Source organism: Pseudomonas sp. Z2-11, from assembly GCF_054161305.1.
Map to the genome: position 1 here is coordinate 2,540,818 of NZ_CP096395.1, position 17,922 is coordinate 2,558,739.

Annotated in this window: 9 protein-coding genes and 2 pseudogenes; 6 read left to right on the forward strand and 5 right to left on the reverse strand. The window is 60.5% G+C overall.

All coding sequences use genetic code 11. The features are described 5' to 3' along the window. Nucleotides 1–3: 3 nt before the first annotated feature. The 3 genes from M1E16_RS11510 to M1E16_RS11520 form a co-directional block, all read right to left on the reverse strand. Complete coding sequence (locus M1E16_RS11510) at nucleotides 4–2,412, reverse strand: phospholipid carrier-dependent glycosyltransferase (protein ID WP_458129965.1); 2,409 nt, start codon at nucleotides 2,410–2,412, stop codon at nucleotides 4–6. A gap of 220 nt (nucleotides 2,413–2,632) precedes the next feature. Beyond that, nucleotides 2,633–5,083, reverse strand: a complete 2,451-nt coding sequence (locus tag M1E16_RS11515; protein ID WP_458129966.1) for a glycosyltransferase — start codon at nucleotides 5,081–5,083, stop codon at nucleotides 2,633–2,635. 146 nt (nucleotides 5,084–5,229) lie between these two features. Next, complete coding sequence (locus tag M1E16_RS11520) at nucleotides 5,230–6,048, reverse strand: ABC transporter permease (protein ID WP_434568782.1); 819 nt, start codon at nucleotides 6,046–6,048, stop codon at nucleotides 5,230–5,232. A gap of 183 nt (nucleotides 6,049–6,231) precedes the next feature. On the opposite strand from M1E16_RS11520, the pseudogene M1E16_RS11525 reads away from it, so the two are divergent. From M1E16_RS11525 to M1E16_RS11540, 4 genes and pseudogenes are all read left to right on the forward strand, one after another. Beyond that, nucleotides 6,232–7,458 (forward strand): annotated as a pseudogene (locus tag M1E16_RS11525) (ABC transporter ATP-binding protein); the annotation flags it as partial. A 135-nt stretch (nucleotides 7,459–7,593) separates the two neighbouring features. Beyond that, a pseudogene (locus M1E16_RS11530) lies at nucleotides 7,594–8,955 on the forward strand (polysaccharide pyruvyl transferase family protein); the annotation flags it as partial. Beyond that, a complete protein-coding gene (locus M1E16_RS11535; RefSeq protein ID WP_458129967.1) occupies nucleotides 8,949–9,635 on the forward strand; it encodes a 2OG-Fe(II) oxygenase in 687 nt (228 codons plus the stop codon). The pseudogene M1E16_RS11530 and the gene M1E16_RS11535, both read left to right, overlap by 7 nt. Next, entirely contained in the window at nucleotides 9,628–11,781 is a 2,154-nt protein-coding gene (locus tag M1E16_RS11540) for a glycosyltransferase (protein ID WP_458130314.1), read from the forward strand. Before M1E16_RS11535 ends, M1E16_RS11540 begins: the two co-directional genes overlap by 8 nt. Nucleotides 11,782–12,041: 260 nt before the next feature. Here the strand turns inward: M1E16_RS11540 and M1E16_RS11545 are convergent, their stop codons facing one another. Both M1E16_RS11545 and M1E16_RS11550 read right to left on the reverse strand, forming a co-directional pair. Beyond that, a complete protein-coding gene (locus M1E16_RS11545) occupies nucleotides 12,042–12,914 on the reverse strand; it encodes an NAD-dependent epimerase/dehydratase family protein (protein WP_458129968.1) in 873 nt (290 codons plus the stop codon). Beyond that, nucleotides 12,911–13,870 (reverse strand): glycosyltransferase family 2 protein, encoded by a 960-nt coding sequence (locus M1E16_RS11550; RefSeq protein WP_458129969.1) that lies wholly within the window; start codon nucleotides 13,868–13,870, stop codon nucleotides 12,911–12,913. The genes M1E16_RS11545 and M1E16_RS11550 overlap by 4 nt, the downstream gene beginning before the upstream one ends. A 322-nt stretch (nucleotides 13,871–14,192) precedes the next feature. On the opposite strand from M1E16_RS11550, the gene M1E16_RS11555 reads away from it, so the two are divergent. Next, nucleotides 14,193–16,370 (forward strand): PQQ-dependent dehydrogenase, methanol/ethanol family, encoded by a 2,178-nt coding sequence (locus tag M1E16_RS11555; RefSeq protein ID WP_458129970.1) that lies wholly within the window; start codon nucleotides 14,193–14,195, stop codon nucleotides 16,368–16,370. Nucleotides 16,371–16,436: 66 nt separating this feature from the next. Further along, a complete protein-coding gene (aldA, locus tag M1E16_RS11560; protein ID WP_458129971.1) occupies nucleotides 16,437–17,873 on the forward strand; it encodes an aldehyde dehydrogenase in 1,437 nt (478 codons plus the stop codon). Nucleotides 17,874–17,922 lie beyond the last annotated feature (49 nt).

The following is a 17,922-nucleotide window of genomic DNA, read 5'->3' on the forward strand; positions in this document are numbered from 1 at the left end:
CAACTATTGCCTGAATGAAAGTGATTTGAACTCCAGGGGAGTGTCGGTATGCCCGGACGCATAAATGACCGCGGACGTGGCATTAGCCGGGGCGATGACACTCATCTCATGGGTCTCCCAATGCGTGGTGCAATCAAACGTTGCGATGCTGGCGCTGATGAAGTCGCCTTGGTCGTCAATCCAGTTGGCCTGGATTCTTCCGGTAGTGGCTGCCTCCGCGCAGCGTGCGGACACACTGTTGATGTAGGTCAGCCCCGGCGTGACGTCGACGCGCTGAGTGGCGGGTGTGTTGACGTTGACGGTGAGGATCTTGCGCGAGGTGTCATAGGTCGAGGGCGACAGCAGGTTCCAGCCGTCGAGGCTGGACAGGTCCGGATTGAGCAGGAGCTCGTAGTGGGTGGCGTTGAGTTTGCGCAGGTCCAGGTTCCCCAGCCTGGAATATGACGTGGACACGGCGAGCAGGCGGTCGAGTTGCGCCTGGGGAAGAGACTTGAGATCGATCACCAGCCAGTTCACCTGGCGCTGGCGCAAGCGCCGGGTAAGCTCCGCCGGCGAGGTCGCTGCGTCGAATTCGCCCTTCCACTTCAGGTTGTACCACGATGCGTAAAGGGCATCGCCATGCAAACCCGCCATCAAGGGCGACGCAAAAACCGCCACGGGTTGATAACCGCTGTTCAAGGCGTTGACGGTGTCGACCATTTTCCGGATCGGCAGGCGCTCCAGCAAAAAGGCCTCCCGACCGGCCTGGCTCAAGAGTGCCGAGGGTTTGATTTCGCCATAGTAAGTCGCGGCCTGGATGAAGCGGGTATTGGCCAGGACCAGCACGGCACCGGCCGCGATGGCGAGGCTGCGGGGGAAGGCCCTGGCGTCGGAAAAGGGCAGGGCGAGGATCACCGAGAACAGCGCAAAGGAGGGAAACACATAACGCAGGTAGGCCGTTGACTGGAACGTCATGAACATCGCGCCGGCGCCGACCAGGAGGATGCACAGGGCTTTTCTGTTGCCGCTCAACAGCACGGCGACGGCCGCTGTGGGTAGCAGCAGCCACTGGAAACCCGCCGCGCCGACCCGCCCCTCGATGAACTGCGGCGACTGGAAGACCATTCGATAGAGGGTGTCCCAGGTCATCCCGGTACCGAAAGTGGCGGGCGGTTCGAAGTTCATGTTCGGCCAGAGCGGCGAATGGAAAACCCCGTTGAAAAACGGGAACACCGGGTTACCGGTCAAGTACCCGGCGCAGACGTAAGGGGTAGCGCCCGCCAGCAGCAGGCCGGCGCTGCCGAGCATGAGGGTCTTGGCGATTCCTCGCACGGCCCAGGCCTTGTACTGCAGCAAGAGGACCAACAGCAGGACCGGCAGGACACTCAGGGTCACCGCCTTGGTCGCCATGGCGAAGCCCAGCAGGACACCGGCCAGGACCAGTTGCGACAGGCGTTCCCGAGGATCCGCAGTGAAGCCTGAGACCTTCAGGATTGCCAGGGTCCCGGCCAGCATGAAGGCGGTCCACGCCGACTCTATGTGCAGGCTGCTGCTTTCAGCAAAGGCGAGGGGCGTCGACAGGAAGATCAGGCTTGCCCCGCGAGCGCTCGTGGCGGAGCCCCCGGCCCAGAGGGTCATGTTGCGAATCTGCCACGCCACCAGCAAGGCGAATGCGCTATTGCTCAGGCGTGACGCCGTTTCGCCCGCCAGCATATAGACGATGCTATAGATCCAGTCGGCCAGCATGGGCATGACGGCCCACACATAGGTGTTTGCATCGAACGACCATTGGTGCCGCTGGGCCAGCTGTGAAGGGACGAAGAGGTGCATGGCCAAGGCGTCGTGGCCGACCTCCGGCATGAAGGCTACCAGCACGTAGAGGCAGGCGAAGCCGCCAATCAGTACATCGAGCCCGGTTTGCAGGGGCGTTTGTGCCGAGCGGGTGGCCTGGATTTGTGCCAGCAGTTCGCGACCTATCGACAGAACCTGTTTGCGCCCCAGTACAAGCGGCACTGCCAACATCGCGCCATACAGCCAGGGATAGTTGATCGGCATATACGCAGCCAGGCCTGTCAGCGTACCGAACGTGCCGGTGCCCATCAGTAGATGGATGCTCCAGTCGGCCGGATTTTCTTGCCTGAGCAGCCACCTGCCGAGCACGGTGGCAGACAGCGCGAAGACCGCGACGACAACCACCGGCCAGGTCTGCGCGCAGGCAATGGTCAGGCACGCCAGCAGGCCAAGGCAAAGAATGATCGGCGGCTTGCGAGTGAAAGCGGTAAGGGCCGCCAGGACTGCCACTGATAGCAGTATCGTGCGGCTACTGCTGTTCATGGACGCCAGTTCAAGCGTCGAAAAACCGTACACGCCGACCGCCGTACTCGCCAGTAAAACCAACAGCACCACTGCGTATTTCAGGCTTGATCCGGGCAAAATATCATCTCTGCTGAAGGAACTTCGCTTAAGGCGTTTCTCGATTCATTGTGGCGAGGGAGCTTGCTCCCCTGGGCTGCGCAGCAGCCCCAAAAGCTGAATGCAACCTACCTGGCACGCTGCGGTGGCCGGGTTCAGGGCCGCTTCGCAGCCCAGCGGGAGCAAGCTCCCTCGCCACGGTTGGTCAACGCTCGTAAACAGCGTTGCATCCCAGAGGGGCCTATACATCTCGGTACGTGTGCGGAACCCAGGATCCCCATTTGTTCTCGTAGATCGCTCGGTTCTTCTCGAAAAGTGCCTGTTTTTTCCTGGCACCCAAGGTGTTGAACGAGGCGGACAGGTGGTGATGGACGAAGACGTCTTCGGCGCAAGCCGCGCGCAGGCCGCGACGCTGCACGCGGCGGCAATAATCGTCATCCTCGAAGAACCCCAGGCCGTACTCCTCGCACAGGCCGCCGATCTGCTCGTAGGTCGAGCGCGGGAACATCACGCAGAAAAACGCCAGGGTGTTGATTTCGAACCATTCGCCCATGCGGGCACGGGTCATTTGCGCGGCTTCGGCGGGCATGTCCTCCATCCGGCCATAACGGGTGCGGACTTTGGCTTCGTTGCCGATGTTGTTGGTGACCGGACCGATGATGCCGATTTCCTCGTGGTCCTTCAGATGACGGATCAACCCCTTGATCCAGCCGGCGGTGACAACCGTATCGTTGTTCAGGATGACCAGGTAATCGCCACTGGCTGCCGCGAGCCCTTGGTTGTTCCCTGCGGCGAATCCCTTGTTATCCGGATTGAGGATGACGATCCGTTCGGGATGTCCCTTGGCCCAGGCAGTGAGATAGGTCGGGGTCTGGTCGCTGGAGCAGTTGTCGACCACGATGATTTCAAGGTTCGGGTACTGGCTCTGGGTCAACAGACTGTCGAGGCAAGCCTTGGTCAGTTCGAGGTTGTTGTAGGTCAACACCACGATGCTGACCTTGGGCAGGGGCAATGACGCGATGGCCTTGCGCAGGCTGGCGGCCCGATGCTGCCAGGTCTGGCCCTGGGCGAACGATTGACGCGCCCTTGGCGTTGCGCCGACCTCTGGCAGAGCGTCGAGTACACCGCGTATGGCCGAGATGAACTCAGTCGGCTGTTCGACCGTCCAGACCAGTTTGCCGAACTGGCTCAACTCCGGCAGTTTCACCGACACTACCGGTTTTCCTGCGCTCAGGTATTCATAGACCTTGACCGGATTGGTGGCGAGCGTCAGGGGCATGACCTTGAACGGAAGCAGGCAAACGTCCATGGCGTAGAGGTAATAGGGCAGGGAGGCATATGGGACTTCGCCTTCCAGGACCACATTCGGGCAGGCCTTGAAATATTTTTTCGCCTGGACGATATCGCTGCCGATCAACAGGATCAGCTGCTGCGGGAAGGACTGGGCGACGCGTTTGACCAGTTCCAGGTCGAACCATTCGGCGATGACGCCGTAGTAGCCGATGATCTTTCTGTTGGCCGGGTCCCGGTAGATCTTCTCGGGGCGTTGGCTGAAAAAACCGTATTCGCAGGCGTTGCGGATCACCTCTACGTTGCGGTTTTCCCGCTTGCCGTGTTGTTCGATCCAGTCGGAAGTCGCCACCAGCAGATCGGCCCGGCGCATCAAGGCGATTTCCAGGTCGAGCAGTTCCTGGGCAACATTGCCGAAACCTTCGTGATGATCCATGCAGTCATAGACCAGCGTGGCGTTGGGGACACGTCTTGCCAGCGGGAACCAGTAGGCGTGCTGGACGATGCAGTCCACGGCGGCGACGTTCGCCGCGTCCAGCAGCATGGCCAGTCCCTGGCACAACTGGCGGATCGCGGCCGCTGAAGGCGGGGCATGATAAATGGCCGGAGCCCCGCGCACCTTGAAACGGATCTGGAACAGCCGCTCGGAGCCCTCCAGGCGCTCCGCCTCGAAGCCGGGAGCATCATCGTCGATAAAGTGGTTGGAAATATAAAACGTCGTTTGTCCCGCCCGCGCCAACTCCTTGGCCAGGTTTTGTGGGCGCTGGATGCGGAAGTGCCAATCGATCACGCCGAACATGAGGATCGTCGGCTGCCCGTGACCGGATGGCACGGCAAGGTCAATCGGTGGTAGCAGGGGTTGCAGCGGCGCGAGGCTTGGGGACGCCGATGATTCGCCGGCTGTCGCCCTGGTGCGTTTCAACCAGCTTCGAAGCCGCTGGGCCAGGCTGCTTTTCTGCTGTGCGGTGAGCGGCAACCAGGCGTAGATCCGGCGCGATAATTTATACAGCTGCTTGCGTATCGAATAACGCAGCGGTGCGCGTTCGATGGCGTTGCCCCAGTCGGAAAGCTTCAACAGCTCAGTCTGTTTCGCCGCCAATTGTGCGCGTAAATCCACCGCCCAATCGGACAGCTCCACCGCTTGGCGTTCTTTAGCGCGAAGTAATGCCTGGGTGTCTTTGAGGCGCCGTTCGGTCACTTGCAATTGCTCGCGCAGTCGCCCGGCCTTGCCTTCCTGAAGCGACAGGCGAGTGCGAAGCGCTTGTGAACCCAGGTTCAGTTGCTTGATCAGCCGGTCCCGATTCTCGATTTCCTTGACCAGCTGCAAGGCTTCAATGGATCTGGACTGTGTTGAGCGAGTCAGTTTGTCAATGTGATCGACAAGACGGTTGATCTGATCCATGCGTTCTTCCAGTCCCTTGGACATTACGGCAACGCACCCCGGGTCTTGCAGGTGTGTTGTCGACTTCAATAACCAGGCAGGCCCAGGTTCCAGCCGTGCCATCTATCAGCATAGCGGCTGCCGGACGAGGCGCCACGTCAACAAACTCATATGACATCGGCAAAGCCTTTGCGTGTCCTCTGGAACCAGGCGAATCCGGCACAGGCAATCGACAAGGAAATTGCCGAATAAGTTGCCAGGTGCGCCCATTGTGGCGTCCTGCCCCAGAACAGTACGTCACGAACCATTTCCACCGGCAGCGTCAGGGGGTTCGCCTGCAACGCCGCCTGGTAGCTTTGCGGAAGTATCGAAAGGGGATAGAAAATCGGCGAGAGAAAGAGCATCGCCGTGATGACAATGCCGATGAACTGGCCGATATCGCGCAGGTATACGCTTATCGAGGCGAGGAACCAGGAAATACCCAGCGTCAACAACACCAACGGAAACAGCACCAACGGCAGCAGAAGGGCGGTTGCCGGAGGGGTTCCGAACAGCACGATATAGAAGAGCAGCCAGGCCAGGATGCTGATCGCCATATGGAACAGCGCAGCGCCGAGCGACACCATCGGCAGGGTTTCCAGCGGGAAGACGATCTTTTTGACGTAGTTGGTATTGGCCAGCACCAGGCCCGGCGCGCGGTTCAGGCATTCGGAAAACAGGTTGAACACCAGCAGGCCTGCGAACAGCACCAGGGCGAATTCGCTCTTGGACTCGCCGCCACCCGACCAGCGGGCCTTGAAGACCACGCTGAAGACGAACGTGTAGACCACCAGCATGAACGCCGGGGTGAAGAACGACCATAAGATACCGAGCATCGAGCCTTTATAACGACCGATGATCTCCCTGCGGATCAACACGTAGATAAGGATTCGATTGACCAGCACACTCTTGATCATGGCGGCAGGGGAAGTGCTGAACGACTGCATTGGTACTGGGGCCTCAAGACAAAAAAATCGGAACTCGGTGAATCGCATCCTCATGGAGGGTAGGCCAAGTTCAGGGCGTTCGAAGTTTTTTTCCCGTTTTGTGCTTAACTCATCGGCAGTGCCCAGCGAAGGAATGATTCAGTAGTGCCGCTAATGGAAGTGACTCATGGAAGGGCTTTGCCGATGTCTTTTGAAGTGGCCATCAGCGCCGAGAACCTGAGCAAGTGTTATCAGATCTACGATGCACCCAAGGACCGCCTGTTGCAGATGCTGGTGCGCGGCAGGAAACGTTTCTACCGCGAGTTCTGGGCCCTGGATGATGTTTCCCTGACCATCGCAAGGGGGGAGACCGTCGGCATCATCGGCCGTAACGGCAGTGGCAAATCCACCTTGTTGCAACTGATCTGCGGAACGTTGATGCCGACCCGGGGCAGTGTTCGCGGGCATGGCCGGATTGCGGCGTTGCTTGAGCTCGGGTCGGGCTTCAATCCGGAGTTCAGCGGCCGCGAGAACGTCTATGTGAACGCGGCGGTGCTGGGCTTGAGTCGCGCGGAAATCGATGCTCGTTTCGATGACATCATCGCCTTCGCCAACATCGGCGACTTCATCGAGCAGCCCACCAAAATCTATTCCAGCGGGATGCTGGTACGGCTGGCCTTCGCCGTTTCGGTCTGCGTGGAACCGGAGATCCTGATCGTCGACGAGGCCCTCTCCGTCGGCGATGCATCTTTTCAATTCAAATGCCTGAACCGCCTGGAAGAACTGGCTGCCAAAGGCACTACGCTGCTGTTCGTTTCCCATGACATGAGCATGGTCAAACGGTTTTGCCACCGGGTCATTTATCTGCGCGCAGGCCGCGTCGTTGCCAGCGGCTCGCCCGATGAAATGGCCGAGCTGCACTTGCTCGACATGCGTGACGAGCAACGTCGCTGGGCCAGTGGCGGGGCCATACCGGTTACACAAAAGTCTTTTATTGGCGGTCAGCAGGGGATGGCTTTTGGAACCGGGGAGGGACACATCAGCGCCGCCTGCTTCACCAACACCCGGCAGCTTTCGTCGAGTTACCTGTATGGCGACGACATCGAGATTCGCGTTGAAGCGTTACTGCATGAGTCGATCACTCAACCCAACATCAGCTTCACCATTCAAGAGGCGAGGCTGTTGGTGATCGGCGGGGGCAACTTTGCCCTGCAACCGGGGCCGGTCGAAAACGGCTGGCGGCGTACGGCCATCACGGTACGCTTCCCGGCTAACCTTGCCGAGGGGCGCTACCACGTCACGCTCAAGCTGTTGCATGGTGCGACGGAAGACACCTCGCAACTGATCGAGAAGCAAGTCGCGCCCTTGGCGTTCGACATGTTGCCCAGCCACAAGCATTTCCTGGGCATGGTTGACCTGGGATTGCAGAGCGTCGACCCGCGAGCGGCCGAGTCGCTTCCCAAGACCTGCGGGATTCAAGCAGAGGAGGACCTGGCGGAAAACTTGGATGAGCGCACGTGGCAGTTGGCTATCTTCGGCACCTTCGACGTAGAAAACTATGGTGACCTGCTGTTCCCCATCATCGCCGAGGCAGAGCTGGCCCGGCGCTTGGGTTCGGTCAATCTGCAGCGGTTTTCCTATCACGGGAAAACCCCATCCGAGTGGCCCTACGCGGTGACGTCGCTGACAGAGTTGCCCGCTGTAGCGGCAAGGCTGGATGGCGTGTTGATCGGCGGTGGTTTCCTGATCCGATTCGATAAAGTCGTTGCCCATGGTTATGGTCCGACCACTGCCGACATCCATCACCCTACCGGTTATTGGCTGACCCCCGCGCTCATCGCGCTGCAACATGCGGTTCCGGTCATGTGGAATGCACCGGGGATGCATTGCAACAGTATCCCCGATTGGGCCAGGCCGTTATTGACGATGGCCCTTGAGCAGAGCCGGTACGTGCGCGTCCGTGATGCCCTGTCGCGCGATACCCTCGGCGCGCTCAGCCAGCGAATCGAGATCGAAGTGCTGCCCGACACCGCGTTTGGCTTGCCGCGCCTGATCGATGAGCAACGGCCCTCGGCCGAGTTTGTTCGCCTGCGCGAGCATGCCGGGCTGACCGGGCCCTACATCGTGATCCACGCCATTCATGTGGTGGAGTCCTTTGTAAAATTGTTCGAAGACCACCCTGAGGCGTTCCTGGGCTACCAGTTCCTGGTGGTGCCGATTGGACCGGTCCTGGGCGACGATCCGTCAGTGATTGCCGGGCGGCTGCCCGGATCCATCACCTTGCCGTTCTGGCCGGAGCCGTTGCTCATGGCCGAAATTCTCAGCCAGGCCCAAGCGGTGATCGGCCATAGCTATCACCTGGCGATCACCGCCCTGGCGTTTGGCGTGCCGGTGTTTTGCTCGGCGGACCTGACCACGGGCAAGTACACGGCGCTGGCGGGGTTCGACACGCTACATGCGTTGCCGAACGTCGCGACGATCGATCCGCAATGGTTCCTCGCCCGCGTGGGCAAGACTCAGCCATCGCCCTTGGCGCGTGCGGCGGCGGATCAGTTGGTGGAGCATTGGGACCGGGTCGCTGAAATCATTCGCCAAGGTAAAACGGCGTCCCAGCCAGTGCTGGGGGCTTTTCTGCAGCACCTGCCGAATCTGCTCGAAGCCGCGGCCGAGACGTGCGACCCAGTGCAAGCTGAATCGCCGGTGAGTCCGGTCATGCCTGTGCCGCAGATCAACGAACCCGCGCAGGACCTGGCAGCACGAGAGCTTGCCCAACAGCAACGGATCATCCAGCTCCGTGAGCAACTGGCTCGCAGCGATGCCAGGATGCGTGAGCTGCGGAACTCCAATTCATTCCGAATGACCGCGCCACTGCGTTCCATCGCCCGTGGTATCAGAAACCTGACAGCGAACAAAGACCGACAATGCTAGATCTCTCTCGTCTCACGCCAGCGGCGCTAAAGGATCAGCCGTTCTCATGGGCTGAAATCGGCAACCTGTACTCGGCCGAGGATGCCGCCGCGTTGGCAGCGTCTTTTCCTCATGATCACTTCAAGACGGTGAGTGGTTATGGCGGTGAAAAAAACTATGACTACGAGGCACGAGCCTTGTTGGGCATGGGCGACGATACCATCGCTCATGCTCAGGAATTGAGCGAGGCATGGTTGCGGCTGGCTCGGGATCTTGGCTCGGCTGGTTATCGCGAAGCCATGTCGCAAATGACTGGAATCGATCTGTGCAGCGTGCCGATGGAGGTCAATGTCTTTCATTACGGTCCGGGTGCGAGCCTGGGCGCCCATCCGGACCTGCCCGACAAACTGGTCACCCATGTCCTCTATTTCAATGAGTCCTGGGACCGCAACGACGGCGGTTGCCTGAACATCCTGCACCGCAACGATCCCAGCGCAGTGGCGGCCGAGATCGAGCCCCTGGTGGGTAATTCGGCGATCCTGGTGCGCTCGGATAATTCCTGGCATGCCGTCACGCCCGTAGTCAGTGGCTGCCATTCTTCCCGTCGTAGCCTGACGGCAACGTTCTACCGGCCGGGTTCGCGCAGTTCCATGTGGCCGCCGGATGACAGCACGCCGCTGCATCGGTACCCGCATGCTTAAGCCCGACAGCACCTTGATCGACCGGGACGCCGCCTTGGCTCAGCGAGATGCGGCCGTCAACGAGCGCGATACCGCGCTGGCGAAAGTCGACTTCCTGCAAAACACCCGTTCGTGGCGTTTCACCCGGCCACTGCGTACGCTGTTCCGGGTGCTGCGTTATGGATTTTCCGCCTACCGGGAGTTTCCCGAAACGGCCCCGGCAATCGTCTACCCGGCAGCGCCGGAACCGTTGCCGAACGTTGAGGTACAAGCGGATTTTGCCACCAGAGGGCAGCTGGATATTCTCTGCTTCGCCAATATCGACTGGGCCGCGCGCTTCCAGCGACCGCAGCAGTTGATGAGCCAGTTCGCGAGCAATGGTTATCGGGTGTTTTATATCGTTCCATCCAGTGTGCCGGAGCAGGGACAGCTTTATCGAGTGACGTCAGTGGCGTCCAACCTTTTCGAGGTGGCGCTGCATCGCGATGTGCAAATGGCCTATTACGAAAAGATAGTGACGCCTGAGAACCATCAGGCGTTGCTGCGTGCGATTGCTGCATTGGTCACTGACATGCAGATCAGAACCGCCCTCTCGGTGGTGCATATTGCCTACTGGAGCCCCGTGGTACTCAGCCTGCGCGCGCTGCATGGCTGGCGCATTCACTATGACTGCATGGACGACTGGGATGGTTTTCCAAACATCGGCGAACAGCTGCTGAGCGAGGAAAAGACGCTGATTGCCCAGGCTGATCTGGTGACCGTTTCCGCGGCGTTGCTTTACCAGAAATGGTGCGCCCATAACCCTCGCTGCGTGCTGGTGCGAAACGCTGTGGATTTCGCTTTTTTCCACCAGCACTGTTTTACCAACGGTCTGCTGAGCGGGCTGGTCGGCCCGGTGATTGGCTATTACGGCGCCTTGGCTGAATGGCTCGATTATCCACTGCTGGCGGCGTTGGCGGACCTGCGACCGACGTGGAATTTCATCCTGGTGGGGGATGTTTTCGTCGAGGACCTGGCGGGGCTCGAGCACAAGCCCAATGTGCGGTTGTTGGGCCGCAAGCCGTACACCGACATGCCGCTATACCTGGATCATTTCGATGCGTGCCTGATTCCCTTCAGGCTCTACAACGTGACCCATGCGGTCGATCCGGTGAAGTTCTACGAGTACCTCAGCGCCGGCAAACCGGTGATCTCCACGCCACTGGCGGAGATCGCCATCTACAAGGACCTGCTGTACTTCGCAACCGGAGTCGATGAGTTCATCGAGCAGATCGAGCGTGCCCTGGCCGAGCGCGATCTGGCCCTTTACAAGCGGCGTGTGGAGCTCGCTCGGGCCAACGATTGGAAGGATCGATTTAATAGCATGCAACTTGCCATCGTCGGGCTGTACGAAAAAGTCTCCATCGTGATCGTGACGTACAACAACCTCAATCTGACGATTCAATGTGTAAACAGTATTTTGCGTAATACCACCTGGCCCAATTACCAACTGATTGTCGTCGACAACGGCTCGGACGATGGCACGCGAGACTATCTTGAATGTCTTGGCCGTGAGGTACCGTTCACGAAGATCATCCTCAACCCGGACAACCGGGGCTTCGCTGCGGCGAACAACCAGGGTTTACGAGAAGCCGACGGTGACGTCCTGCTACTGCTCAATAACGACACGGTGGTGCCGGGCGGTTGGCTCGATCCGCTGGTCAGGCATTTGCGTGAACCGAGCATCGGCCTGGTCGGGCCGGTCACGAATGCGGTAGGAAACGAAGCGAAGATCGAGATTTCCTATACCGACATCCAACAGATGCAGGCGTTCGCAGACCACTACACCGAAGCCCGTAAGGGGCAGGCGTTCGATATCTCCATGCTCGCGATGTTTTGTGTCGCCTTTCGCCGAACCACCTTCGATGAGGTGGGGTATCTGGATGAAACGTTCGGTATCGGGTTGTTCGAAGATGACGACTACAGCCGTCGTGTCCAGGCTGCCGGCTACCGGACGGTCTGCGCAGAAGATGCGTTTATCCATCACTACGGGCAGGCCTCATTCAGCAAGCTGATCGCCAGCGGTGAATACCAGGCCCTCTGGGACAAAAACCAGGCGTATTTCGAAAGCAAATGGGGGGCGTGGCAAGCCCACGTTCACCGCGACGAGCCCGGTGCGGAGGGGTAGGGCGCGATAAGGTCACCCCTCGGCATCCTCGTTGACAGTAACTCCGCCATCGCGAGCAGGCTCGCTCCCACACTGGATCTTCAGGAAGCCACAAAATCCATCTACGCAGCAGATTCCCTGTGGAAGCGAGCCTGCTCGCGATGAGGCCAGCTCATTCAACATCTTCATCGACTGATACGCCGCCTTCGCGAGCAAGTTCGCTCCCACATTGGATGTTCGACAGGCAGACACAAAAAATCCCACCCATCGCCAAGGCCGTTTCAGCGTCCAGGCAAATCCTCATCCAGCAACTGAAACGCCTTGGGGGCAAAGCCAAACTGTTGACTGGCCTGCGAGTGGTCGAACACCAGGTCCTGGTTCATCCGCGCCACCAGCGCGCTGGAAAGGTGCCGGTAGCGTGGCAGGCAGCGCATGATCGAAACGCCCCAACCCAATGCCTTGGCTGGGAGGGGCACTGTTCGAACCGGGCGTCCCATGGCCTGGAAGATGCGTCGCACCATGGTGTGATACGGCAAGATTTCTCCCCCCGACAGGTTGTAGCCACCACTGAGCAGGTCAGTCATGTTCAGGGCCGACAGGCAAGCCTGGATAACATCATCACCATGCACTGGCTGGCGCAACCCGGTGCCGCCACCGATCAGTGGAAAAAATCCAAAGCGCTGGATGAAACGAGCGATTTCCGAAATATTCTTGTCGTCACCAAAGCCATAGATCAGGGTCGGTCGCAGGATTACCCATTCGATCTGCCGTTCGGTCGCCCACTGCTCAAGTTGTTCTTCTGCACGTATCAAACGTTGCGCCACGTCTCTTTCCCGAGGGTCAGGCGATGCGTGCTTGGCAAAACGACTGGTGGAGGACAGGACGACAACGCGTTTGACCTGGGTGCTGGCAAGGCGCTCCAGATAGTCGGACAACACCCAGATGGGAGCGAAGGACAGCAGGGTGTCCAGCGTCAGTCCTTGCCAGTCGTCAGCCTCCCGCCAGGTCACTCCCGGGCAGGACGAAACCTTGGACAGGTTTCGGGTGAAGGCGCTTGTCAGGTGGCCGTTTCGTACCAGCAATGGCAGGACGCGTCGGCCCAGGAAACTGGAACTGCCCAGTATGCCTACCCGCAAATGAAAGTTTCTTGTCATAGGTTGCTTGCATTTTTAAATCGGCTCGTCGCGTGGCGAAGGACCATCAGGCTGAATCGAAACCAGACTCCGATGACCACGCTGATCCATAGGATGGCGGGGTATTTGCGGCGGAAAAATTTGCGATAGAAGCGCAGGAATCCCAGGTGTTTGTGCCATTCGACGAAATACGGGCGATGCCGACTGCAGCCTCCAAACACATGCATCACCTGAGCATCAGGCACGAACAGAACGCTCCAGCCGGCTTGATGGAAGCGCATGCACCAATCCAGGTCCTCGCAGTGCAGGAAGTACTCTTCGTCCCACAACCCGACGCTCTCGATGGCTTCGCGCTTGACCAACATGCAGGCTCCGGAGATGGCTTCAACCACAGTGGGCGTGCTGGGTAGCGGCTCCTTGTGCAATAGGAAATCAGACAGAACCGATGGGAAAAACATCGAGAGCCGTGAAAGTCCGAAAGCCCGCATGAAGGCGCGTCGGGGCGTGGGGAACACCCGGCGCCCACCGGCTTGCTCGCTGCCGTCCGGGTTGCACAGGAACCCTCCGACCATGCCGATCTCAGGCGAGCTGCGCAGCGCCAGGAGCAAACGGTCCATGGCATTGGCTTCCAGCACGGCGTCCGGGTTCAAGAAAAACAAATTGGTGGCTTCCGACAGGCGGGCACCCTGGTTACACGCCACCGCGAAGCCGAGGTTGGCGGCATTGCGCACGACCTCAAGCTTGTCGTCGCCTGCGTGGATACGCTCCAGCCTCACCAGGCTGTCATCGTGGGAATTGTTATCCACCACGATCACTCTGGCAGCGCCGGCGGCAAACGCCGACGCTACACATGCCAGCAAAAGCTCACCGGCGTTGTAATTGACGACGATCACATCGCACTCGCCGCACAAGGATGATGTGGCCGATTCATCGATAGCGCGCAGATCCATTGCTTTCAATTTCAATACTCCCAGCACAACCTGAATACATATGAAATCGCAACTACACAGGTGTGTATTTCAAGATAGCAGGTCTGCGCCCTTCGACCAGTTTCTGGGCAGGTGTGCGCCTCGAGCCAGTCATATTCCACCGCGTCGAGTGTCGACTTTCGCTGTGTCAGGTCCGGCACAACTGTCGCGGCCAATGCGACAGCTGTCGCACGCCGACGCAATCGGCGGCCAGGGATGAGGGCCCGTATTACGGGGCCTGCAGCGATATTCATAACGGTGGCATGGGGGTTGCTCTTCTTCTGGTGCGCAGCGCAATGGCTTCGCTACTAATAAGAACCAGGAGTCTCCCATGACACAGATTGGCCTCGCCGTGCCTACTGCTTCTGCGAACGCGTGCCCGCGCGTTCCCCTCAAGACGTTATTTATCGTACTGGCGCTTACCCTCAATGCCGCCCCAGGCTGGGCGCAGGACATGCCGGCGAATGTCGATGGCAAGCGCATCATTGCCGCCGACCGGGAGCCGGGTAACTGGATGAGCACCGGCCGTACCTACGACGAGCAGCGCTACAGCCCCCTGAACAAAATCAGCGACCAGAACGTTGGCCAGCTGGGCCTCGCGTGGAGCTACAAGCTCGACCTGGATCGCGGTGTCGAGGCCACGCCGATCGTGGTCGATGGCGTGATGTACACCACCGGTCCGTTCTCCGTGGTCTACGCCCTGGATGCGCGCGACGGCAAGCTGATCTGGAAGTACGACCCCAAGTCTGACCGCAACCGCGCCGGCGAGGCCTGTTGCGATGCGGTCAACCGGGGTGTGGCGGTGTGGAAGGGCAAGGTCTACGTGGGTGTGCTCGACGGGCGCCTGGAGGCGATCGATGCCAAGACCGGCCAGCGCGCCTGGTCGGTGGACACCCGCGCCGATCACGCGCGCAGCTACACCATCACCGGGGCCCCGCGGGTGGTCAACGGCAAAGTGGTGATCGGCAACGGCGGCGCCGAGTTCGGCGTACGCGGTTACGTCACCGCCTACGACGCTGAAACCGGCAAGCAGGCCTGGCGTTTCTTCACGGTACCGGGTGACCCCAAGCTGCCGCCGGAAGACAAGGCCATGGCGATCGCCGCCAAGACCTGGCACGGCGATGCCTATGTGGCCCAGGGCGGGGGCGGTACGGCCTGGGACTCTTTCGCTTTCGATCCGGACTTGAACCTGCTGTACATCGGGGTGGGCAATGGCTCGCTGTGGGACCCGAAATGGCGTAGCCAGGCCAAGGGTGACAACCTGTTCCTGTCATCCATCGTCGCGGTCAATGCCGACACCGGCGAGTACGCCTGGCACTACCAGACCACGCCAGGAGACGCCTGGGACTACACCGCCACCCAGCACATGATCCTGGCGGAACTGCCGATCGATGGAAAGCCGCGCAAGGTCTTGATGCAGGCGCCGAAGAACGGTTTTTTCTACGTGATCGACCGCGCCACGGGTGAGCTGCTGTCGGCCAAGGGGATCGTGCCGCAAAGCTGGACCAAGGGCATGGACATGAAGACCGGCCGGCCAATCGTCGACGACGAGAATGCCGCGTACTGGAAGGATGGCAAGCGCAAACTGGTCACGCCGGCGTTCTGGGGCGCCCACGACTGGCAGCCGATGTCCTACAACCCGAACACGGGCCTGGTGTATATCCCGGCGCACATCATGTCGGCCTACTACGAGCACATCCCCGAGGCGCCGAAGCGCAACCCGTTCAAGAGCATGTACCAGTTGGGCCTGCGCACCGGGATGATGCCGGAGGATGCCGACGGGCTGCTGGAAATGGCCAAGGGCTGGTCGGGCAAACTGATTGCCTGGGATCCGGTCAAGCAGCAACCGGCCTGGGAAGTGCCCTATGTGACGATCTTCAACGGCGGCACCTTGAGCACCGCCGGCAACCTGGTGTTCGAGGGCAGCGCCGATGGCCGGGTGATCGCCTACGCCGCCGACACCGGCAAGAAACTCTGGGAGCAGCCGGCGGCCAGTGGCGTCATGGCCGCGCCGATTACCTACAGCGTGGACGGTGAGCAATACGTCACCTTCATGGCCGGCTGGGGCGGAGCCTTCTCGACGTTTGCCGGGGCTTTGTCCCTGCGTGCCGGGGTGCGGCCGTTCTCCCAGGTGCTGACCTACAAACTGGGCGGCACCGCGAAACTCAACGAGCCGGCGCCGCTTGCCGACACGCCAAAACCGCCGCCACTGACCGCTGACATGGCGGCGGTGGACGCCGGCGGCAAGCTCTATGACGGCTACTGCTCGCAGTGCCACGGCATCCATGCCGTCAGCGGTGGCGTGCTGCCGGACCTGCGCAAGCTGACCAGCGAAAAACACCAGATGTTCCTCGGCATTCTTTATGGCGGCCGAGTACCTGACGGCATGCCGTCCTTTGCCGATGCCTTCACGCCGGAACAGGTCGAGCAGATTCATCAATACCTGATCAAGCGCGCCCACGACCTGCAGCAGGAAGGCGGCGTCTGGAAAACCTTCAGCGCCAAATGAACGCCCGCGACGCAGGGGCCGGTGCGCCTCTGCATCGCTTTCGACACTGACCGCGAGAGCAGACCCATGACCGAGATCATCGATTACCAGAACTTCATCGCCAACGCCTTTGTCCCCAGCGAACCGAGCATCGAGGTGCACAACCCGGCCAACGGACGCTTGCTGGCGCGGGTGCCGCAAGCCAGCGGCGAACAGGTTGAAGCGGCCATTGCCGCGGCGCGCAAGGCGCAGAAAGGCTGGGCGGCCCGCCCGGCCATCGAACGCGCTGGTTACCTGCGCAAGATCGCCAGCAAAGTGCGCGACAACGCCGAGCGCCTCGCCCATATCATCACCGCCGAACAGGGCAAGGTGCTGGGGCTGGCGCGGGTGGAGGTCAACTTCACCGCCGACTATCTGGATTACATGGCGGAATGGGCGCGGCGCCTTGAAGGCGAGGTGCTGACCAGCGATCGCGCCGGCGAAAGCATCTTCCTGTTGCGCAAACCCCTGGGTGTGGTGGCCGGCATCCTGCCGTGGAACTTCCCGTTCTTCCTGATCGCACGCAAGATGGCGCCGGCGCTGGTGACCGGCAATACCATCGTGATCAAGCCCAGCGAAGAAACCCCGATCAACTGCTTCGAGTTCGCCCGCCTGGTAGCCGAGACCGACTTGCCGGCAGGCGTGTTCAACGTGGTCAGCGGCACCGGCGCAACGGTGGGACATGACCTGACCCGCCATGCGGGCATCGACCTGATCAGCTTCACCGGCAGCGTCGGCACCGGCTCGCGAATCATGGTCGCAGCGGCGCCGAACATCACCAAGCTCAACCTGGAACTGGGCGGCAAGGCCCCGGCGATCGTGCTGGCGGACGCCGACCTGGCGCTGGCGGTCAAGGCGGTCACCGCGTCGCGGGTGATCAATAGCGGGCAAGTCTGCAATTGCGCCGAGCGGGTGTACGTCGAACGCAAGGTTGCGGATCAATTCATCGAGCAGATCGCCGCGTCGATGGCCGCGACCCGCTACGGCGACCCGCTGGCCGACGACAATCTGGACATGGGCCCGCTGATCAACCAGGCGGCGCTGGACAAGGTCGCACAAATGGTCCGGACCGCCACGGGGCAGGGGGCCGAAGTGGTCACCGGCGGCGCGGTGGCCGACAAGGGCCAGGGCTTTCATTATCAGCCGACGGTGCTGGCCGGGTGTGGCAGCGACATGGCGATCATGCGCCAGGAGATTTTCGGCCCGGTGTTGCCGATCCAGATTGTCGATGACCTGGACGAAGCCATCGCCCTGGCCAACGACAGTGAATACGGCCTGACCTCATCGATCTATACCCGCAGCCTGAGCGCGGCCATGCGCGCCAGCCATGAACTGGATTTCGGCGAAACCTACATCAACCGGGAGAATTTCGAAGCGATGCAGGGTTTTCATGCGGGAGCGCGCAAATCCGGTATCGGCGGCGCGGATGGCAAGCACGGTTTGTATGAGTACACCCATACTCATGTGGTTTACATCCAAATCTGATCATCACCTGTGCTTGGGAAAATGCCGGCTCCCCGCCTGATGCTGTCCG

Bases quoted from the DNA above. Each gene is read 5' to 3' on its own strand.
- M1E16_RS11515 (WP_458129966.1), bottom strand. From the start codon at position 5,083: ATGGATCAGATCAACCGTCTTGTCGATCACATTGACAAACTGACTCGC.
- M1E16_RS11520 (WP_434568782.1), bottom strand. From the start codon at position 6,048: ATGCAGTCGTTCAGCACTTCCCCTGCCGCCATGATCAAGAGTGTGCTG.
- M1E16_RS11535 (WP_458129967.1), top strand. From the start codon at position 8,949: ATGCTAGATCTCTCTCGTCTCACGCCAGCGGCGCTAAAGGATCAGCCG.
- M1E16_RS11540 (WP_458130314.1), top strand. From the start codon at position 9,628: ATGCTTAAGCCCGACAGCACCTTGATCGACCGGGACGCCGCCTTGGCT.
- M1E16_RS11545 (WP_458129968.1), bottom strand. From the start codon at position 12,914: ATGACAAGAAACTTTCATTTGCGGGTAGGCATACTGGGCAGTTCCAGT.
- M1E16_RS11555 (WP_458129970.1), top strand. From the start codon at position 14,193: ATGACACAGATTGGCCTCGCCGTGCCTACTGCTTCTGCGAACGCGTGC.
- aldA (WP_458129971.1), top strand. From the start codon at position 16,437: ATGACCGAGATCATCGATTACCAGAACTTCATCGCCAACGCCTTTGTC.